The organism is Streptomyces sp. WAC05374, from assembly GCF_004353505.1.
Classification (GTDB): Bacteria; Actinomycetota; Actinomycetes; order Streptomycetales; family Streptomycetaceae; genus Streptomyces.
In genome coordinates, this window is record NZ_SMNQ01000003.1 from 529,854 (window position 1) to 546,554 (window position 16,701).

Annotated in this window: 20 protein-coding genes; 7 read left to right on the forward strand and 13 right to left on the reverse strand. The window is 72.0% G+C overall.

The features are described from left to right. The first annotated feature begins 110 nt into the window (after nucleotides 1-110). The gene (gene dtd, locus E2B92_RS10100; RefSeq protein WP_126884650.1) at nucleotides 111-536 is read left to right on the forward strand and encodes a D-aminoacyl-tRNA deacylase; all 426 of its coding nucleotides are present in this window, start codon (nucleotides 111-113) and stop codon (nucleotides 534-536) included. 18 nt (nucleotides 537-554) lie between these two features. On the opposite strand, the gene ygfZ is transcribed toward dtd, so the two are convergent. Genes ygfZ through E2B92_RS10115 form a run of 3 tightly spaced genes read right to left on the reverse strand, consistent with a single transcriptional unit; the run spans nucleotide 555 to nucleotide 2,580 of the window. Beyond that, the gene (ygfZ, locus tag E2B92_RS10105) at nucleotides 555-1,520 is read right to left on the reverse strand and encodes a CAF17-like 4Fe-4S cluster assembly/insertion protein YgfZ (RefSeq protein WP_126884651.1); all 966 of its coding nucleotides are present in this window, start codon (nucleotides 1,518-1,520) and stop codon (nucleotides 555-557) included. Between the two features lie 10 nt (nucleotides 1,521-1,530). Next, the gene (locus E2B92_RS10110; RefSeq protein ID WP_126884652.1) at nucleotides 1,531-1,968 is read right to left on the reverse strand and encodes a Fur family transcriptional regulator; all 438 of its coding nucleotides are present in this window, start codon (nucleotides 1,966-1,968) and stop codon (nucleotides 1,531-1,533) included. A 39-nt stretch (nucleotides 1,969-2,007) separates the two neighbouring features. Continuing rightward, on the reverse strand, nucleotides 2,008-2,580 hold the full coding sequence (locus E2B92_RS10115) for an FABP family protein (protein WP_064067591.1): 573 nt from the start codon (nucleotides 2,578-2,580) through the stop codon (nucleotides 2,008-2,010). A 248-nt stretch (nucleotides 2,581-2,828) separates the two neighbouring features. Between E2B92_RS10115 and E2B92_RS10125 the strand changes: the two genes are divergently transcribed. Next, nucleotides 2,829-3,191: a DsrE family protein gene (locus E2B92_RS10125; protein ID WP_126884653.1), complete on the forward strand. Its 363-nt coding sequence runs from the start codon at nucleotides 2,829-2,831 to the stop codon at nucleotides 3,189-3,191. On the opposite strand, the gene E2B92_RS10130 is transcribed toward E2B92_RS10125, so the two are convergent. From E2B92_RS10130 to E2B92_RS10165, 8 genes are all read right to left on the reverse strand, one after another. Further along, entirely contained in the window at nucleotides 3,185-3,499 is a 315-nt protein-coding gene (locus E2B92_RS10130) for a DUF3099 domain-containing protein (protein WP_126884654.1), read from the reverse strand. The two genes, E2B92_RS10125 and E2B92_RS10130, sit on opposite strands and share 7 nt — an antisense overlap. A gap of 44 nt (nucleotides 3,500-3,543) precedes the next feature. Beyond that, nucleotides 3,544-3,831, reverse strand: coding sequence for a DUF1416 domain-containing protein (locus tag E2B92_RS10135; RefSeq protein WP_064067594.1), 288 nt, complete (start codon nucleotides 3,829-3,831; stop codon nucleotides 3,544-3,546). 50 nt (nucleotides 3,832-3,881) lie between these two features. Further along, nucleotides 3,882-4,727: a sulfurtransferase gene (locus tag E2B92_RS10140; RefSeq protein WP_126884655.1), complete on the reverse strand. Its 846-nt coding sequence runs from the start codon at nucleotides 4,725-4,727 to the stop codon at nucleotides 3,882-3,884. 160 nt (nucleotides 4,728-4,887) lie between these two features. Then, nucleotides 4,888-4,968, reverse strand: coding sequence for a putative leader peptide (locus tag E2B92_RS34095; protein WP_350497993.1), 81 nt, complete (start codon nucleotides 4,966-4,968; stop codon nucleotides 4,888-4,890). Nucleotides 4,969-5,188: 220 nt separating this feature from the next. Next, nucleotides 5,189-5,881: an LmeA family phospholipid-binding protein gene (locus tag E2B92_RS10150; protein ID WP_126884656.1), complete on the reverse strand. Its 693-nt coding sequence runs from the start codon at nucleotides 5,879-5,881 to the stop codon at nucleotides 5,189-5,191. A gap of 98 nt (nucleotides 5,882-5,979) precedes the next feature. Then, nucleotides 5,980-7,140, reverse strand: a complete 1,161-nt coding sequence (locus E2B92_RS10155; RefSeq protein ID WP_185923553.1) for a hypothetical protein — start codon at nucleotides 7,138-7,140, stop codon at nucleotides 5,980-5,982. Then, on the reverse strand, nucleotides 7,076-7,330 hold the full coding sequence (locus E2B92_RS10160; protein ID WP_126884657.1) for a MoaD/ThiS family protein: 255 nt from the start codon (nucleotides 7,328-7,330) through the stop codon (nucleotides 7,076-7,078). Before E2B92_RS10160 ends, E2B92_RS10155 begins: the two co-directional genes overlap by 65 nt. A gap of 42 nt (nucleotides 7,331-7,372) precedes the next feature. Continuing rightward, nucleotides 7,373-8,191: an alpha/beta hydrolase gene (locus E2B92_RS10165; protein ID WP_126884658.1), complete on the reverse strand. Its 819-nt coding sequence runs from the start codon at nucleotides 8,189-8,191 to the stop codon at nucleotides 7,373-7,375. Nucleotides 8,192-8,413: 222 nt separating this feature from the next. On the opposite strand from E2B92_RS10165, the gene E2B92_RS10170 reads away from it, so the two are divergent. From E2B92_RS10170 to E2B92_RS10190, 5 genes are all read left to right on the forward strand, one after another. After that, nucleotides 8,414-9,199: a winged helix-turn-helix transcriptional regulator gene (locus E2B92_RS10170; protein WP_126884659.1), complete on the forward strand. Its 786-nt coding sequence runs from the start codon at nucleotides 8,414-8,416 to the stop codon at nucleotides 9,197-9,199. 24 nt (nucleotides 9,200-9,223) lie between these two features. Then, entirely contained in the window at nucleotides 9,224-10,252 is a 1,029-nt protein-coding gene (locus E2B92_RS10175) for a LacI family DNA-binding transcriptional regulator (protein ID WP_126884660.1), read from the forward strand. A gap of 135 nt (nucleotides 10,253-10,387) precedes the next feature. Then, complete coding sequence (locus E2B92_RS10180; protein ID WP_399431304.1) at nucleotides 10,388-11,356, forward strand: S1C family serine protease; 969 nt, start codon at nucleotides 10,388-10,390, stop codon at nucleotides 11,354-11,356. 19 nt (nucleotides 11,357-11,375) lie between these two features. Continuing rightward, nucleotides 11,376-12,092, forward strand: coding sequence for a response regulator transcription factor (locus tag E2B92_RS10185; RefSeq protein WP_126884662.1), 717 nt, complete (start codon nucleotides 11,376-11,378; stop codon nucleotides 12,090-12,092). After that, nucleotides 12,089-13,501, forward strand: coding sequence for a sensor histidine kinase (locus E2B92_RS10190; protein WP_126884663.1), 1,413 nt, complete (start codon nucleotides 12,089-12,091; stop codon nucleotides 13,499-13,501). Before E2B92_RS10185 ends, E2B92_RS10190 begins: the two co-directional genes overlap by 4 nt. Nucleotides 13,502-13,652: 151 nt before the next feature. On the opposite strand, the gene E2B92_RS10195 is transcribed toward E2B92_RS10190, so the two are convergent. Together E2B92_RS10195 and E2B92_RS10200 are read right to left on the reverse strand one after the other, a co-directional pair. After that, entirely contained in the window at nucleotides 13,653-14,528 is an 876-nt protein-coding gene (locus E2B92_RS10195) for a phosphatidylinositol-specific phospholipase C (RefSeq protein WP_126884664.1), read from the reverse strand. 283 nt (nucleotides 14,529-14,811) lie between these two features. Beyond that, nucleotides 14,812-16,620: a bifunctional metallophosphatase/5'-nucleotidase gene (locus E2B92_RS10200; protein ID WP_126884665.1), complete on the reverse strand. Its 1,809-nt coding sequence runs from the start codon at nucleotides 16,618-16,620 to the stop codon at nucleotides 14,812-14,814. Nucleotides 16,621-16,701: the final 81 nt, after the last annotated feature.

Consider the following 16,701-nt stretch of genomic DNA (forward strand, 5'->3'; position numbering starts at 1 on the left):
ATCCGTCCCCTCGACCGGTGCGGAAAGCACCGCCTGAGAGGCATGGTGCCATTTGTGCCACTGCCGATGCAGGCGCCTGCACCCGTTCGGACGCGGATAGGTTGGTCTGTATGCGTGCAGTGGTACAGAGGGTCGACGGGGCCAAGGTCGTCGTCGCGGGAGAGACCGTCGGGGAAATCGTCGGCGAGGGCCTGTGCGTGCTCGTGGGGGTGACCCACGAGGACACGGCCGAGCAGGCCGCCCAGCTCGCCCGGAAGCTGTGGTCGGTGCGGATCCTGGAGGGCGAGAAGTCCTGCTCGGACGTGAACGCACCCTTGCTGGTGATCTCGCAGTTCACCCTCTACGGGGACGCCCGCAAGGGCCGCCGCCCGACCTGGAACGCGGCGGCGCCCGGCGAGGTGGCCGAGCCGCTGGTGGACGAGGTGGTGGCCCGCCTGCGGGAGCTGGGGGCGACGGTGGCGACGGGCCGGTTCGGCGCGGACATGCGGGTCTCGCTCACCAACCACGGCCCGTTCACCATCGTCGTGGACGTCTGAGTCGGCCGGCGCACGCGCCTACGGCTCGACCACGACCTCCTGGGCGGCGGCCGTGCCACCGGCCATCAGCTCCGCGTCCACCGGAACGTTGCGCTTGACCAGCGCGAGCGCGATGGGGCCGAGCTCGTGGTGGCGTACCGAGGTGGTGACGAAGCCGAGCTGCCGCCCCTCGTCCCCGTCGGCCTTCAGCCGGACCGGCGTGCCGTGCGGGGGCAGGTGGACCTCACTGCCGTCGAGGTGCAGGAAGACCATCCGGCGCGGCGGCTTCCCCAGGTTGTGGACGCGCGCCACGGTCTCCTGGCCCCGGTAGCAGCCCTTCTGGAGGTGGACGGCGCTGCCGATCAGGCCGATCTCGTGCGGGATGGTGCGGTGGTCGGTCTCGAAGCCGAGCCGGGGGCGGTGCGCCTCCACGCGCAGCGCCTCGTACGCCCAGATCCCGGCGAGCGGCCCGTGGTCCGCCGCGTAGGCCTCCAGGTCGCCGCGCGGCAGGAACAGGTCCCGGCCGTGCGGGGTCTCGCGCACGACGACGCCCTCCGGCACCTCGGCGATGGAGCCGGCCGGGAGGTGGACGACGGCGATGTCGCCGGTCCGGTCGGCGACCTCGACGCGGTAGAAGAACTTCATCGACTCCAGGTAGCCGATCAGCGCCTCCTGCGTGCCGGGCTCGACGTGCGCCCAGACCGTCTCGCCGTCGTCGACGAGGTACAGGGCGTGCTCGATGTGCCCGTTGGCGGAGAGGATCAGCGCGTCGGTGGCGTGCCCGGTCGGCAGGTCGCTGACGGCCTGCGTCAGCAGCAGGTGCAGCCAGCTCAGCCGGTCGTCGCCGCTGACGGTGACGACACCGCGGTGGCTCAGGTCGACCAGGCCGGTGCCGGCGGCGAGGGCGCGCTGCTCGCGGAACAGGTCGCCGTAATGGGCGGCGACACCTTCGTCGTGCCCCTCGGCGGGCACGGCGCCGGGCAGGGACAGCAGAGGGCTCTTCATGGCAGCAAGCCTACGACCCGTTAGTCGTACCTTTCGCTGTGCAGTCCTCGCACCGGCCGAAGATCGCGAAGTGCTTCAGGTCGGTGTCGAAGCCGAAGGTCTCGCGCAGCTTGCCGGTGAACTCGGCGGCCACCGACACGTCGGCCTCGATGACGTTCGTGCAGTCGCGGCACACCAGGTGCAGGTGGTGGTGCCGGTCCGCGAGGTGGTACGTCGGCGCGCCGTGGCCCAGATGGGCGTGGCTGACGAGGCCGAGCTCCTCCAGGAGCTCCAGCGTCCGGTAGACGGTGGAGATGTTCACTCCCGAGGCCGTCTTGCGGACCTCGGTGAGGATGTCGTCGGGCGTCGCGTGCTCCAGCACGTCCACCGCTTCCAGGACAAGCTGGCGCTGGGGAGTCAGCCGGTAGCCGCGCTGCCGCAGATCGCTCTTCCAGTCGGTGCTCACCACGCCGTCCAGTGTAGGAGCACCGACCCTCGATCCCCCGGCCTACTTGAAGAAGGCGATGCCGTCGTCGGGCAGGTCGCCCAGATCCTTGGCCCACGCCTCGACCTGCTCGGGCGTGACGACCTTCTTCAGGTGGGCCGACATGTACGGACGCAGCGGCACCTCGGGCGTCGACTTCTCGCCGACCCACATCAGGTCGCCCTTCACATAGCCGTACAGCCGCTTGCCGCCGCTGTAGGGGCCGGAGGCGGCGGTGCGCGCGACGGCGTCCGTGACGAGGTCGATCTGCGGCTTCTGGTCGGCGAGCTCGCCGTACCAGACCTCGACGATGCCCTGGTCGCGCACCATCACGATCTCGACCTTGCGCTCCTTGTCGATGCGCCAGTAGCCGCTCTCGGACTCCAGGGGCTTGACCTTGTTGCCCTCGGCGTCCAGGACCCAGGTGCGGGAGGTGTACTCGATGAAGTCCCGGCCGTCGTGGCTGAAGGTCACGGACTGGCCGAAGTTGCACTTCTCGGCGCCGGGGAAGTCGGAGACACCCGCGCCCTCCCACGTACCGAGGAGGAACGCGAGGGGGACGAGGTCGGGGTTCAGGTCGGACGGAATCTCGATCATGAGCAGCTCTGTCGATCTGTAGGAGTGGTCAGCGCTGGCCCTGGTACAGCTTCTTCACGGTCAGCACGGCGAAGCCGAGCACGCCGACGCAGACCAGGACCAGCAGGGCGGAGAAGAAAGCCTCAAGCACAGGGTGCTCCTCGGTGAGCGGTGTGGGCGAAGAAAAGGGGCCGGGTCCCAGCGTAATGGGTGGCGACCGGCCCCTCCGTGTGAGGTTCGGCCCACGGGCGCGCACTACAGTTCCGGGCATGGCGAAGAAGCTCGTGATCAAGGTGACCGCAGGGGCCGACGCCCCCGAGCGCTGCTCGCAGGCATTCACGGTGGCGGCGGTCGCCGTGGCCAGTGGGGTGGAGGTGTCGCTCTGGCTGACCGGCGAGTCGTCGTGGTTCGCGCTGCCGGGGCGGGCGGCGCAGTTCGAGCTGCCGCACGCGGCGCCGCTGCCGGACCTGATCGACTCGATCCTGGCGGGCGGCCGGATCACGCTGTGCACCCAGTGCGCGGCCCGGCGGGAGATCACGGAGAAGGACGTGCTGGAGGGCGTGCGGATCGCGGGGGCGCAGGTCTTCGTCAGCGAGTCGATGGCCGACGGCACGCAGGCGCTCGTCTACTGACGGCGGCGCTTCCTGCCGTCGAGCTCGTCCCACCACTCGTCGGACTGCGGGTCGCCGCTGGGGTCGTCCCACCAGCGGTCCTCCGGCCCCCGCCGGTTCGCGACCATCGCGGCGACCGGCGGGATGACCATGGCGACGAAGCACATCGCGACGGCGGCGGGCGTGGACCACAGCCGTACGACGGCCCAGGCGCCCACGAAGAGCACCAGGCAGGCCGTCATCATCCCGAAGTAGATGTGCCGACGCCGGGCGTACATGTCTTCAGCGTACGACCGAAGGGCCGCACCTCGGTCCCGGTAAGCGTCCAACCCCCAGGAGGTGCGGCCCTTCGGCCGGTATGCGCGCCGTGACGTCAGACGGCGATGGCGACCTCGGCCAGGCCGCCCTGCTGGGCGACGACCGTGCGGTCGGCCGTGCCGCCCGGGACGAGGGCGCGGACGGTCCACGTGCCCTCGGCCGCGTAGAAGCGGAACTGGCCGGTCGCGGAGGTCGGGACCTCGGCGGTGAACTCGCCGGTCGAGTCCAGCAGGCGCACGTAACCGACGACGGGCTCGCCGTCCTTGGTCACCTGGCCCTGGATCGTGGTCTCACCGGGCTTGATCGTCGAAGCGTCCGGGCCGCCGGCCTGTGCTCCACACATGGGTACTCCTGAGGGGTCTTCGGGGGAGGGGAGGGACGGGAGGTCCGGGACTACTTGTTGGCGCCGAGCTCGATCGGCACGCCGACGAGGGAGCCGTACTCGGTCCACGAGCCGTCGTAGTTCTTGACGTTCTCCTGGCCGAGCAGCTCGTGCAGGACGAACCAGGTCAGGGCCGAACGCTCACCGATGCGGCAGTAGGCGATGGTGTCCTTGGACAGGTCGACCTGCTCCTCGGCGTAGAGGGCCTTGAGCTCCTCGTCCGACTTGAAGGTGCCGTCGTCGTTGGCGTTCTTCGACCACGGGATGTTGCGGGCGCTCGGCACGTGGCCGGGGCGCTGCGACTGCTCCTGCGGGAGGTGCGCCGGGGCGAGCAGCTTGCCGCTGAACTCGTCGGGGGAGCGCACGTCGACCAGGTTCAGGCTGCCGATGGCGGCCACGACGTCGTCGCGGAAGGCGCGGATCGAGGTGTCCTGGGCCTTGGCCTTGTACTCGGTGGCCGGGCGGCTCGGGACCTCGGAGCCGTCGACCAGGTCGCGGGAGTCGAGCTCCCACTTCTTGCGGCCGCCGTCGAGGAGCTTGACGCTCTCGTGGCCGTACAGCTTGAAGTACCAGTAGGCGTAGGACGCGAACCAGTTGTTGTTGCCGCCGTAGAGGACGACGGTGTCGTCGTTGGCGATGCCCTTCGCGGAGAGGAGCTTCTCGAAGCCCTCCTGGTCGACGAAGTCGCGGCGGACCGGGTCCTGGAGGTCCTTCTTCCAGTCGATCCGGACGGCGTTCTTGATGTGGTTCTTGTCGTACGCCGACGTGTCCTCGTCGACCTCGACGATGACGACCTTCGGGTCGTCGATGTGGGCCTCGACCCAGTCGGCGTCTACCAGGACGTCGCTGCGGCTCATGCTGTTTCTCCTCCGGGGCAGTCTGCGGCGGGGTGTGGCGGGGTGGTGCCGGATGCGCTTCGCGTCGTCGCGTACGGGGGTACGGGTCTCACGGGGATGCGGCACGGGTGCGGGCCTCGAGGGAAGACGGGCCCTGGGATACGGGAGGTCGGGCTCCCGCTCAGACGGAGCGACAGAGCATGGCGGCGACGCGGCACAGGTCTACTGCCCGCCGCTTCGTGAGATCCGCCTGTCGCTTCATGCAGCCGATCGTAGGGACGGACGGGCGGCCGTGTCACCGGCGTGTCGCATGATGAGACGCGATCGTCCGCGATACGAGATGGAAGATCGCCCGGAAGAGGGTCGGACCCCCGCCGGGACGGGCTTCGCCGCTCGCCATCTGCGGAGCGGACGGCCCCGTCTCACGATGTGACCGAACGGGGCCCGGCAGGGCCGTACGGGGGTTTCGGCGTACGGGGGCTTCAGCCCGCCAGTACGACGTTCGTGCCGGTGACGGTGATCGCGAGGCCCTCGGGCGTCGCCTCCACCTTGCTCAGCTTCAGGCCGGCCGGCAGCCCGCCGACCTGCCGGTCGAAGTCGGTGCGCTCCCGGATGCGCTCCTCCAGCCCGGGGATGCCCTCGCCGGGCACCTTGTCGGCGCGTACCCGGATGGTGTCGCCGCCCACCAGGCTGACCGAGGACAGGACGCTGCGGGTGACCTTGCCCAGGACCGGGACCTCGACGCTGCCGGTGACCTTGACCTTGCCGTTGCCGCCGTAGCCGAGGGTGACCTCCTCACGGGAGGCCTGCGCGAGATCGGCGTAGGAGATCCGCGCCGTGCCGGAGGCGGAGGCGGCCACGGCGGTGGAGAAGTTGTTCTCCAGCCGGACGTCCTTCAGGGCCGCCGTCATCTCGGCGACGCGGACCTTGCGGCCGCCGGCCGACGCCTCCACGCCGGTGAGGGTGACGTCGACCTGCTCCAGTTCCTTGCCCATGACCTGGGTCAGGAAGGGAAAGCCCTTGATCGAGACGTCCGGGGTGCCGGCCAGGCCCTGGTTGGCCCGTATGCGCTCGGCCGCCTCGGACTCCGCGTAGTTCACCGCCAGGCGGTCCGCGATGGTGAACAGACCACCGAGGATCACAGCGGTGACCAGCAGTATTCGCAGTGCTCGCATTGCTCGGTGTTCCCCCACCCTGTTCGCGACCGGCCCCCGTCACGTCATGATCGACGTCCGAAGCCACTCGTTGGTTCCCCCCACGTCACCCGCGTCACTCAGGCCAGCGCCCGCCCCAGCACGTAGACGGCGGGCGCGGCGACCGCGAGCGGCAGGGCCACCCCGGCCGTCATGTGGACGAAACGGGACGGGTAGTCGTAGCTCGCCACCCGGTGCCCGACCAGGGCACACACCCCGGCGCCCAGCCCGAGCAGCGCACCCCGCGCCCCCATGCCGGTCATCCCGCCGGCGGCGACACCCGCCCCGGCGGCCGCGAGCAGCGCCACCACGAGCGTCACGGCGCCGGGCAGCGGCAGCGCGCGGGCCACCACGGTGACGGCGACCGCGAGGCCCCCCACGACGACCGCGTCCGGCACGGCGGCCAGGTGCCCGGCCGCGAGCACGGCGAGCGCGGACGAGGCCACCGTGGCCATCAGGCCGTACTGCCGCTCGTCGGAGCCGGCGTGACTGCGGAGCTGGAGCACCAGGACCAGCAGCACCCACACCCCGAGCGTGCCGAGGATGGCGGCCGGCGCGTGCTCCCGGCCGGCGGCCAGCAGTGCGACGTCCGCCGTCAGGCCGCCCGCGAAGGCGAGCGCGATGCCCTGGCGGGCGGGCCACATGCCGTTGAGCCGGAACCAGCCGGCGGCGGTGACGGCCTGGAGCAGGACCAGCGGGACCAGCAGTCCGTACGGCCCGAGGGCGGCACCCGCCGCGAGCAGGCCGCCGAGGGCGGCGGTCAGCACGGCCGGCTGCATGCCCGGCTCGATGATCGGCGAACGGCCCTCGGCCCGGGCCCGCTGGGCGTCGGTCAGCCGCACGTGCCCGGACGTGGTGGGAGCGCCGTACCCCGGCTGGGCCGGCGCGGGGGCCGGCGCGGCGGGCGCGGGGTCCGGGGTGACCGCCCGCAGATGGGTGGTCGGGGTGTCGTACGGGACCTCGGGCGGCAGCGGGTACGCGCCCGAAGCGCCCTGCGCGGGCAGGTGGGCGGTGTCGGCGGCGGCCACCGGCGGGGCCGGCTGCTGGGCGGGCTGCACGGCCGGCTGGTACTGGGTGTCCCAGGTCTGGCCCTCCCACGTCTGCGCGACGTTCGGGTCCTGGTACGGGTACCCGTTCCCGTACGGGTACTGCTGATCGCTGCTCATGCTGTGCGGTTCACCCTCCTGCGAACGGCGGGAGCACCTCGACCGTGCCGCCCTCGGCAAGGCGTACGGTCTCATGGCTCCGGGTCCCGACGGGATCACCGTCGACCAGGAACGAACACCGCCGGAGCACCGCGGTCAGCTCCCCCGGGTGCCGCTCGCGCACGGCGTCCAGCGCCTCGGCCAGGTTCTCCGCGCTGTACGGCTCCTCGGCGGTCCCGGCCGCGGCCTTGGCCGCGGCCCAGTAGCGGATGGTCCCCGCTGCCATGGCGGCTCTCCTTTCGTCGGCCTCGTCGGCATCCATCATGGGCTATGGCGCCGACAGCCAGTCCGCGATGCGGGCGAGCAGGGCGTCGCCGGCCGCGTTCTCGGCGTGCCCCATGCCCTCCTCCAGCCACAGTTCGGCCGGCCCGGCCGCCGCCAGCATCCGCGGGTGGTCCACCGGGAAGTACGGGTCGCGGTCGCCGTGCACGACCAGCAGCGGCACCGGGGCGATCAGCGGCACCGCCTCGACCGGCGACATCGGCACCGGGTCCCAGGCGCGGTCGTGGATGCGGGTGCGCAGCCCGTAGCGCCCCACCAGCCGCCCGGCGGGCCGGGTCACCACCCAGTGCAGCCGCCGCATCGGCGCCGTACCCCGGTAGTACCAGCGCGCGGGGGCACTCACCGCGACCACCGCGTCCGTGCGCGCCTCCCCCACGTCCCGGTACAGCGCCGCGTGCCGCAGCACCACCGAGCCGCCCATGGAGAACCCGACCGTCGCCACGCGCGCGTACCCCAGCTCACGCGCCCAGCGCACCGCCGCCGCCAGGTCCAGCACCTCCCGGTCGCCGACCGTGGAACGGCCGCCCGACCTGCCGTGCCCGCGGAAGGAGAAGGTCACCACCCCGGCCCGGCGCGCGAACACCCGCGCCGCACGCCGCACCGCGGGCCGGTCCACCGAGCCCGTGAACCCGTGGGCGACAACGACGGCCGTGTCCGGGACACTGTCCGTATGCGGTGCAGCCCGCGGAGAATGAACCGCCTCGATACGCACACCGTCCGGTGTACGGAGGGTGGCGCGCAGGGGGCCGCGCGTGACCGCGGAAGCGTCCACGATGTGACGTACGCCCTCTGCCTCGGCACTCATGTGGGCTATTCTGCTCGGCGAAGGACCTGGGCGACGCAGCCCCCGGGTCCTTTTGTGTTTCCCGCCCGTTGTTACAGGCAGGTGAACAAAGGCTCTCAGGGCGCGGGGAGCCTCGTACGAAGCAGTGCCGCAACGTCCTCGCAGGGACCGAGGAGGAACCGACGTTATGGGCCAGCGAACCGTGCACGACCATAGGACGACCACCCGGGCAGGGGGAGCGCGATGAGCTCTCTGCTCCTCCTGACCAACGCCCTCCAGCCGTCGACGGAGGTGCTCCCCGCCCTCGGACTGCTGCTGCACAACGTGCGCGTGGCCCCCGCCGAGGGCCCGGCCCTCGTGGACACCCCCGGCGCGGACGTGATCCTCGTCGACGGCCGCCGCGACCTGCCGCAGGTGCGGTCGCTGTGCCAGCTCCTGCGCTCCACCGGGCCCGGCTGCCCGCTGGTCCTGGTCGTCACCGAGGGCGGTCTCGCCGCCGTCACCGCCGACTGGGGCATCGACGACGTCCTGCTGGACACGGCCGGCCCGGCCGAGGTCGAGGCACGGCTGCGGCTCGCGATGGGCCGCCAGCAGATCACCGCCGACGACTCCCCCATGGAGATCCGCAACGGCGACCTGTCGGTCGACGAGGCGACGTACAGCGCCAAGCTCAAGGGCCGGGTCCTGGACCTGACCTTCAAGGAGTTCGAGCTGCTGAAGTACCTCGCCCAGCACCCGGGCCGGGTCTTCACCCGCGCCCAGCTCCTCCAGGAGGTGTGGGGGTACGACTACTTCGGCGGTACGCGCACGGTCGACGTCCACGTGCGGCGGCTGCGCGCCAAGCTGGGCCCCGAGCACGAGTCGCTGATCGGCACCGTGCGCAACGTCGGCTACCGCTTCGTGACCCCGGAGAAGGTCGAGCGGGCGGCCGAGGAAGCCCGGACGAAAGAGGCCGAAAAGGCCGCACCGGCGCGCGCCGGCCGCACCGAAGAGGCGGAGGAAGCCGCCGTACGACCTGCCCAGAGGTAGGTCACCCCGCGTAGACTGCCGCGCGTGGCCAAGGTGACGCGGGACGATGTGGCGCGACTGGCGGGTACTTCTACCGCGGTCGTGAGCTACGTCATCAACAACGGACCCCGGCCGGTCGCCCCGGCCACGCGCGAGCGCGTACTCGCCGCGATCAAGACGCTGGGATACCGGCCCGACCGCGTCGCGCAGGCCATGGCCTCGCGGCGGACGGACCTCATAGGCATGATCGTCCCCGATGCCCGGCAGCCGTTCTTCGCCGAGATGGCGCACGCGGTCGAGAGGGCCGCCGCCGACCGCGGGAAGATGGTCCTGGTCGGCAACTCCGACTACCGCGACGAGCGGGAGATCCACTACCTGCGGGCCTTCCTCGGGATGCGGGTCGCCGGGCTGATCCTCGTCAGCCAGGGCATGAGCGAGCGGGCCGCCCAGGAGATCGAGGCGTGGGACGCCCGGGTGGTCCTCCTCCACGAGCGGCCCGAGGCCCTCGACGACGTCGCCGTGGTCACGGACGACATCGGTGGCGCCCAGCTCGCCACCCGCCACCTCCTCGAGCACGGCCACGAGTACGTCGCCTGCCTCGGCGGTGTCGAGAACACCCCCGCCGTCGGCGACCCGGTCGCCGACCACGAGGAGGGCTGGCGCCGGGCGATGCTGGAGTCCGGCCGCTCGGTGGAGGGCCGGCTGTTCCAGGCCCCGTACAACCGCTACGACGCCTACCAGGTGGCCCTGAAGATCCTCGCGGGCCCCGACCGGCCGCCGGCGATCTTCTGCTCCACCGACGACCAGGCGATCGGCGTCCTGCGCGCGGCGCGCGAGCTGCGCCTGGACGTGCCGGGCGACCTGGCGGTCGCGGGCTTCGACGACGTGAAGGAAGCCGCGCTGACGGACCCGCCGCTGACGACGGTCTCCTCCGACCGCCCGGCGATGGCCCGCGCGGCGGTGGACCTGGTCCTGGACGACGGACTGCGGGTGGCGGGATCGCGCCGGGAGCGGGTCAGGCAGTTCCCGTCCGCGCTGATAGTGCGCCGGTCCTGCGGCTGCGACGGCCAGTAGTCCCGGTTCCCCCGGGGGCCCGCCGGCCACCGCGGCCCACGAGGCCTGCCCCCGCCCACCCCGAGCCCGGAAAGTCGGGCACACGAACTCTGCCCGGACTCTCAGGACGTCCTCAGGCGGCTCTCATGTACGGCCGTGAGAGTCGTACCCATGACGGACTACTCCCACGGTGACCCGCAGCAGACGTTCGGCCACCCCCCGCCCCCGGCGCATCCGCCCACGGCGCACCGCCGCACCGGGCGGCCGGTGGCCCTGGTCGCCGCGGTCGCCCTCGTCGCGGCCCTGGTGGGCGGCGGTGCCTCCGCCCTGGTCCAGGAGCTCACCCGCGACGGCGCGGGGACCGGCACCGGCACCGGAGCCGTGACCGGCACCCAGGTGTCGCGGTCCAGCAAGGGCACCGTCGCCGGGGTCGCCCAGGCGGTCTCACCGAGCATCGTCGAGATCAACGCCACGGCCGGCTCGGGCGCGTCGACCGGGTCGGGTGTGATCATCACCGGTGACGGCGAGATCGTCACCAACAACCACGTCATCGCGGGCGCCTCCGAGATCAAGGTCCGGCTCAGCGACGGCAGGACGTACACCGCCGAGGTCACCGGCACCGACCCCGGCAAGGACCTGGCCCTGATCAAGCTCCGGGGCGCGTCCGGGCTGAAGGCCGCCACGCTCGGCGACTCCTCCACGGTCGAGGTCGGCGACCAGGTCGTCGCCATCGGGTCGCCGGAGGGCCTGACCGGCACCGTCACCAGCGGCATCGTCTCCGCGCTCGACCGGGACGTGACGGTCGCCAAGGACGAGGGGCGGCAGCAGCGGCCCGACCCGGGCCAGGGCTGGCCCTTCGAGTTCGGTGGGCAGGAGTTCAACGGCGACACGGGCGACTCGAAGACCACGTACAAGGCCATCCAGACCGACGCCTCGCTCAACCCCGGCAACTCCGGCGGCGCGCTGATCGACATGGACGGCGAGATCATCGGCATCAACTCCGCCATGTACGCGCCGAACGCCGCCACCGGCTCCACGGCCGGCAGCGTGGGCCTGGGCTTCGCCATCCCGATCGACACGGTCAAGGCGGACCTGGACGCTCTGCGGTCCGGGTCGGGATCGTGACGCGTGCGACGCTGGCCCCATGAACACTGACGCCGACCGCATCCTGATCGTCGACGACGAGCCCGCCGTCCGCGAGGCGCTCCGGCGCAGCCTCGCCTTCGAGGGGTACGGGACGGACGTCGCCGTCGACGGCGTGGACGCGCTGGCGAAGATGGAGGCGTACGCTCCCGACCTCGTCGTCCTCGACGTCCAGATGCCCCGCATGGACGGCCTGACCGCCGCCCGGCGCGTCCGCGCCACCGGTTCGACCGTCCCGATCCTGATGCTCACCGCCCGCGACACGGTCGGCGACCGCGTGACCGGGCTGGACGCGGGCGCGGACGACTACCTGGTGAAGCCGTTCGAGCTGGACGAGCTGTTCGCCCGCATCCGGGCCCTGCTGCGGCGCAGCTCCTACGCGCGCACGCTCGGCGAGCAGCCGGAGGCGGACGCGCTGACGTTCGCGGACCTCAGGATGGACCTGGCGACCCGTGAGGTGACGCGGGGCGGGCGGCCGGTGGAGCTGACCCGTACGGAGTTCACGCTGCTGGAGATGTTCCTGTCGCACCCCCGGCAGGTGCTCACCCGGGAGCAGATCCTCAAGTCGGTCTGGGGCTTCGACTTCGAACCGAGCTCCAACTCCCTGGACGTGTACGTGATGTACCTGCGCCGCAAGACGGAGGCGGGCGGAGAGCCCCGCCTGGTGCACACGGTGCGGGGCGTGGGGTACGTGCTGCGCGGCGGGGGTGAGGGATGAGCGGACCGGTCGCCCGCTTCCGCGCGCTGCCGCTGCGCTCGCGCCTCGCCCTGCTGACGGCCACGGCCGTGGCGGTGGCGGTGGCCGCGGTGTCGGTGGCGTGCTGGCTGCTGACCCGGGCGCAGCTCCGGGACGAGCTGGACGCCTCGCTGCACGGCCTGTCGGTGCAGGACGACTACCAGCGGCTGCTCGCCTTCGCCTGCCGGCCGTCCGGCGGCCCCGCCCAGGGCAACACGGCGCCGGGCACGGCGTACGTGCAGATCGTGCGGCCCGACGGCAGCCGCTGCGTGGGGGCCGGCACCCCGCCCGTGGTCGTCGAGCGGTCCGACGCCGAGGTCGCGGCGGGGCTGCGGGCCGAGTCGCTGCACGACGGCGTCACCACCGGCGGGCAGCCCGTGCGGGTGCTCACCCGCACCGACGCCGAGACCCGGTACACGGTGTCCATCTCCCGGCCGCTGACGGAGGTGGACGGCGCGCTGAACCAGCTCGCGCTGGTGCTCGCCGTGCTGGCCGGCATCGGGGTCGTCGGGGCCGGGGCGGCCGGTCTGTGGGTGGCCCGCACCGGGCTGAAGCCGGTGGACCGGCTGACCGGGGCGGTGGAGCACGTGGCGCGGACGGAGGACCTGACCGTGCGCATCCCCGTGGAGGGCGAGGACGAGATCGCCCGCCTGTCGCGGTCGTTCAACGCGATGACGGCCGCCCTGGCGTCCTCCCGGGACCGGCAGGCCCAGCTCATCGCCGACGCGGGCCACGAGCTGCGCACGCCGCTGACGTCGCTGCGGACGAACGTGGAGCTGCTGGCGCGCAGCGAGGAGACGGGCCGGGCGATCCCGCCGGAGGACCGGCGGGCCCTGATGGCGTCGGTGAAGGCGCAGATGACGGAACTGGCGGCGCTGATCGGTGACTTGCAGGAGCTGGCCCGGCCGGACGCGGCGGCCCCCGGGAAGCTGGAGGTGGTCGCGCTGCACGACCTGCTCGGCACGGCGCTGGCGCGGGCGCGGTTGCGGGGCCCCGAGCTGACGGTCTCGGCGGTGGACGTGCGGCCCTGGTACGTACGGGCGGAGCCCGCCGGGCTGGAGCGCGCACTGGTGAACGTCCTGGACAACGCGGTGAAGTTCTCCTCCCCGGGCGGCACGGTCGAGGTGGCGCTGGTGGACGGCGAGGTGACCGTGCGGGACCACGGGCCGGGCATCGCGCCCGAGGAGCTGCCGCACGTGTTCGAGCGGTTCTGGCGGTCGCCGTCGGCGCGCAGTCTGCCCGGTTCGGGACTGGGCCTGTCGATCGTGGCGCGCACGGTGCGGCAGGCGGGCGGTGAGGTGGCGCTGACGGCCGCGGAGGGCGGCGGTACCCGGGCGGTGATCCGGCTGCCGGGCGCGCCGACGCCGCCGCCGGCCGCCCCGGGAGGGTGAGGTGCCCGGCCGGGGCCGGTTCCCCCCCGGCCCCGGCCGGGCGTGTGCGTTCATAGCTATCCGGCCGTGATCCCGTGGCGCAAACCGAAATGGCCGGTCCTCGCCATGACGTTTTTCACCGGTGGCCGAGGGAACCCAGGGGCGGAAAATCTCATGCGTTGTGGCGGACGAGGGACTCGACGAGCCCGGCCCGGACGTTGGGGAAGTCCATGGGAACGATGCCGAGTCCCTTCCAGTCGCTCGCCTCGCCGTCGAGGAAGCCGTGGACGCGCGGGTTGAGCCGCTCGGCGTTCCAGCGGGGCGGCAGCAGCGCGGCGGTGGAGACGTGGTTGACGTATAGCTTCCCGGGCTGGGCGGCGGCCTTGCGGAAGTGGGCCTCGATCTTGGGGTACTTGGCGGAGGGCTCGGCCATGTAGTCGTCCTGGACGTCGAACAGCGCGCCGTCCCCGTACCGCACGCCGGGCAGTCCGCCGTTGTCGGCGAGGAGGACCACCTTGCCGCGTGCCTCGCCGAGCGCGGGCAGGCCGTCGCCGATGCGGAACAGGGGGCGCCAGCCCTTGGCGTCCAGGTAGAGGTCGAAGATCCGCCGGAAGGTGGCGTCGGAGTCCTCGGAGTACTCCTGCTTGACCCGCATCAGCACGGTCTCGGAGGGGTGCGCGGCGAGGAAGTCGCGGCAGGCGACGAGGACGTCGCCGAACATCTGGTTCTGGTAGTACGCCCCGTGGTGGATGGCGAAGGAGTCGCCGGTCACCCGGCAGCGGACGTCCAGGTAGCGGATGCCGCTGTTCAGTTGCTGGGCGACGGTGGTGTTCTGGCAGGCGACCCACAGCCCTCCGGCGGGTGCGGCGGAGTTGTGGGTGCCGGGGATGGTCAGGGCCCGCAGCGGGGTGTCGCCGGGGAAGCGGGCCATCCAGTCCTGGGTGCCGAGCACCCGGGTGCGGGCGCGGGCGGGGGTGCCCAGCAGGGCGGTGGTGGACAGGGCGGCGGTGGCCGCGAGGAAGCCGCGTCGGCTCAGGTCCGGGTTCATGCGCCGGAGTATGACGCGTACACGACATCGTTGCCAGGGATGCGCGGGGAGTGGCGGGGCACCGCGGCGGAACGGACGCGGGGCGGACGCGGACGGACGCGGGGCGGCGAACCGTTTCACCGGTCCACCGCCCCGCGCAGCGCCCCCTTCAGGGCTCGGTTCACCTCCGGGGCGCCTCAGCGGGCCCCGACGGTCGATCGTGCTCGGGTCGCTCGTTCCTCACGACCCTCCGCGCGCTCTCCCTCTCGGCACCCACGCGCCCCTTCGGCTCACTCGCCTTCCGTTACTTGATGACGGTGATCCGCTCGGCCTTCGGCGGCGTGATCGGCGCGGTCGCCGAGGAGTTGGCCGCCAGGTAGGCGTTGAAGACGTCCAGGTCGGACGCGCCGACGAGCTTGTTCTTGCCCTGCGCCAGGGCCGGGAAGCCGTCGCCGCCGCCCGCGAGGAACTCGTTCATCGCGACGCGGTAGGTCTTCGCCGGGTCGATCGGCTCACCGTTCAGCTTCACCGAGTCCACCACGACCCGGGCCGCGCCCGTCTTCGTCATGTCCAGGGTGTACGTGAAGCCCTTGGAGACCTGGAGGATCTTCGGCGACGCCTCGTTCGAGCCGCTGACCTGCTGCTGGAGACCCGCGATGAGCTGGGCGCCGGTCAGGTCGACCACGTTCATCATGTTGGTGAACGGCTGCACGGTGAACGCCTCGCCGTAGGTCACCACCCCGTCGCCCTCGGCGCCTGACGCCTTGTACACCAGGTCCGAGCGGATGCCGCCCGGGTTCATCAGCGCGATCTGCGCGCCGCCCTTGTCGGCGGGGGCGAGCCCGGCGAGCTGCGCGTCGGTGATCAGGTCGCCGAGCGGCTTCTCGTAGTCCGTGGAACCACGGCCGTTGATGTCGGCGGAGATGTAGCCCTGCGGCCGGTTGGCGATAGGCGCGGCGAGCTTGTTCCACCGCTCGATCAGCGAGGTCATGTCGGCGGCCTTCGGCACGTCGCGCGAGACCACGCGGTTCGCCGACTCCACCGACGTCCGGACGATGTCCTTGGTCCGGCGGTCGTACGTCAGGGTCGTGTCGGTGTAGAGCTTGCCGTACGAGGACGCCGAGGTGACCATGCGCGGCTTGCCGGCCGGGTCCGGGATCGTGCACACGTAGGCCTGGTGGGTGTGGCCCGTCACCAGCGCGTCGACCTGCGGGCTCAGCTTCTTCGCGATGTCGACGACCGGACCGGAGATCCCGTCGCCCGCGCCCGGGCTGTCGCAGTCGTAGTTGTACGACGACGAGGCCGGCGCCCCGCCCTCGTGGATCAGGGCGACGACCGACTTGACGCCCTTGCGCTCCAGGACCTTGGTGTACTTGTTGATCGTCTCGACCTCGTCACCGAACTTCAGGCCCTTGACGCCCTCGGCCGTGACGATGTTCGGCGTGCCCTCCAGGGTCACCCCGATGAAACCGATCTTGACGCCCTTGCGCTCCCAGATGAAGTACGGGTCCAGGATCGGCTTGCCCGTCTTCTCGTCCGTCACGTTCGCCGCGAGGTACGGGAAGGCGGCACCGGGGAAGGTCTTGCCCTCCTCGTAGCAGCCGCCGGTCGGGTGGCAGCCGCCGTCCTGCATGCGGGCCAGTTCCTTGGCGCCCTCGTCGAACTCGTGGTTGCCCACGGACGAGACGTCCAGCTTCAGCTTGTTCAGCGCCTCGATGGTCGGCTCGTCGTGGAAGAGCCCGGACATCAGCGGCGAGGCGCCGATCATGTCGCCCGCGGCGGCGGTGATGGAGTACGGGTTGCCCTGGCGCGCGGTGCGCAGGTGCGTGGCGAGGTACTCGACGCCACCCGCCTTGATCTTCTCGACCGAGCCGTCCGCGTGCGTGTGGGCGACCTCACCGGACGAGCCGGCCGGCGGCTCCAGGTTGCCGTGCAGGTCGTTGAAGGAGAGGAGCTGCACGTCGACGGTGCGGCCCGGGTGGTACCCCGTGGTCGTGGTCCGCTCGCCGGCGCCGGCGGGAAGGGCGGCGACCATCGCGCCGACGGTGGCCAGGCCGGCGGCGGTGGCGAGTATGCGCCGCCCCGCCCGGTTCTTCTTGGGTGTGGCTGACATCTGTCCCCTCGTTTGGTCAACAAGTTCTGTACGGCCCAGCGCAGCCTAGGGTCAACGCGCGTAGCGCAACAGGGGGTGGAG

What these genes read in the sequence shown, in the direction of transcription:
- E2B92_RS10160 (WP_126884657.1), bottom strand. Translation starts at nt 7,330, where the DNA reads ATGGCAGCGGGGACCATCCGCTACTGGGCCGCGGCCAAGGCCGCGGCC.
- E2B92_RS10165 (WP_126884658.1), bottom strand. Translation starts at nt 8,191, where the DNA reads ATGAGTGCCGAGGCAGAGGGCGTACGTCACATCGTGGACGCTTCCGCG.
- E2B92_RS34095 (WP_350497993.1), bottom strand. Translation starts at nt 4,968, where the DNA reads ATGAAGCGACAGGCGGATCTCACGAAGCGGCGGGCAGTAGACCTGTGC.
- E2B92_RS10185 (WP_126884662.1), top strand. Translation starts at nt 11,376, where the DNA reads ATGAACACTGACGCCGACCGCATCCTGATCGTCGACGACGAGCCCGCC.
- E2B92_RS10125 (WP_126884653.1), top strand. Translation starts at nt 2,829, where the DNA reads ATGGCGAAGAAGCTCGTGATCAAGGTGACCGCAGGGGCCGACGCCCCC.
- E2B92_RS10195 (WP_126884664.1), bottom strand. Translation starts at nt 14,528, where the DNA reads ATGAACCCGGACCTGAGCCGACGCGGCTTCCTCGCGGCCACCGCCGCC.
- E2B92_RS10155 (WP_185923553.1), bottom strand. Translation starts at nt 7,140, where the DNA reads ATGAGACCGTACGCCTTGCCGAGGGCGGCACGGTCGAGGTGCTCCCGC.
- E2B92_RS10200 (WP_126884665.1), bottom strand. Translation starts at nt 16,620, where the DNA reads ATGTCAGCCACACCCAAGAAGAACCGGGCGGGGCGGCGCATACTCGCC.
- E2B92_RS10190 (WP_126884663.1), top strand. Translation starts at nt 12,089, where the DNA reads ATGAGCGGACCGGTCGCCCGCTTCCGCGCGCTGCCGCTGCGCTCGCGC.
- E2B92_RS10150 (WP_126884656.1), bottom strand. Translation starts at nt 5,881, where the DNA reads ATGCGAGCACTGCGAATACTGCTGGTCACCGCTGTGATCCTCGGTGGT.
- E2B92_RS10115 (WP_064067591.1), bottom strand. Translation starts at nt 2,580, where the DNA reads ATGATCGAGATTCCGTCCGACCTGAACCCCGACCTCGTCCCCCTCGCG.
- E2B92_RS10140 (WP_126884655.1), bottom strand. Translation starts at nt 4,727, where the DNA reads ATGAGCCGCAGCGACGTCCTGGTAGACGCCGACTGGGTCGAGGCCCAC.
- E2B92_RS10135 (WP_064067594.1), bottom strand. Translation starts at nt 3,831, where the DNA reads ATGTGTGGAGCACAGGCCGGCGGCCCGGACGCTTCGACGATCAAGCCC.
- E2B92_RS10170 (WP_126884659.1), top strand. Translation starts at nt 8,414, where the DNA reads ATGAGCTCTCTGCTCCTCCTGACCAACGCCCTCCAGCCGTCGACGGAG.
- ygfZ (WP_126884651.1), bottom strand. Translation starts at nt 1,520, where the DNA reads ATGAAGAGCCCTCTGCTGTCCCTGCCCGGCGCCGTGCCCGCCGAGGGG.
- dtd (WP_126884650.1), top strand. Translation starts at nt 111, where the DNA reads ATGCGTGCAGTGGTACAGAGGGTCGACGGGGCCAAGGTCGTCGTCGCG.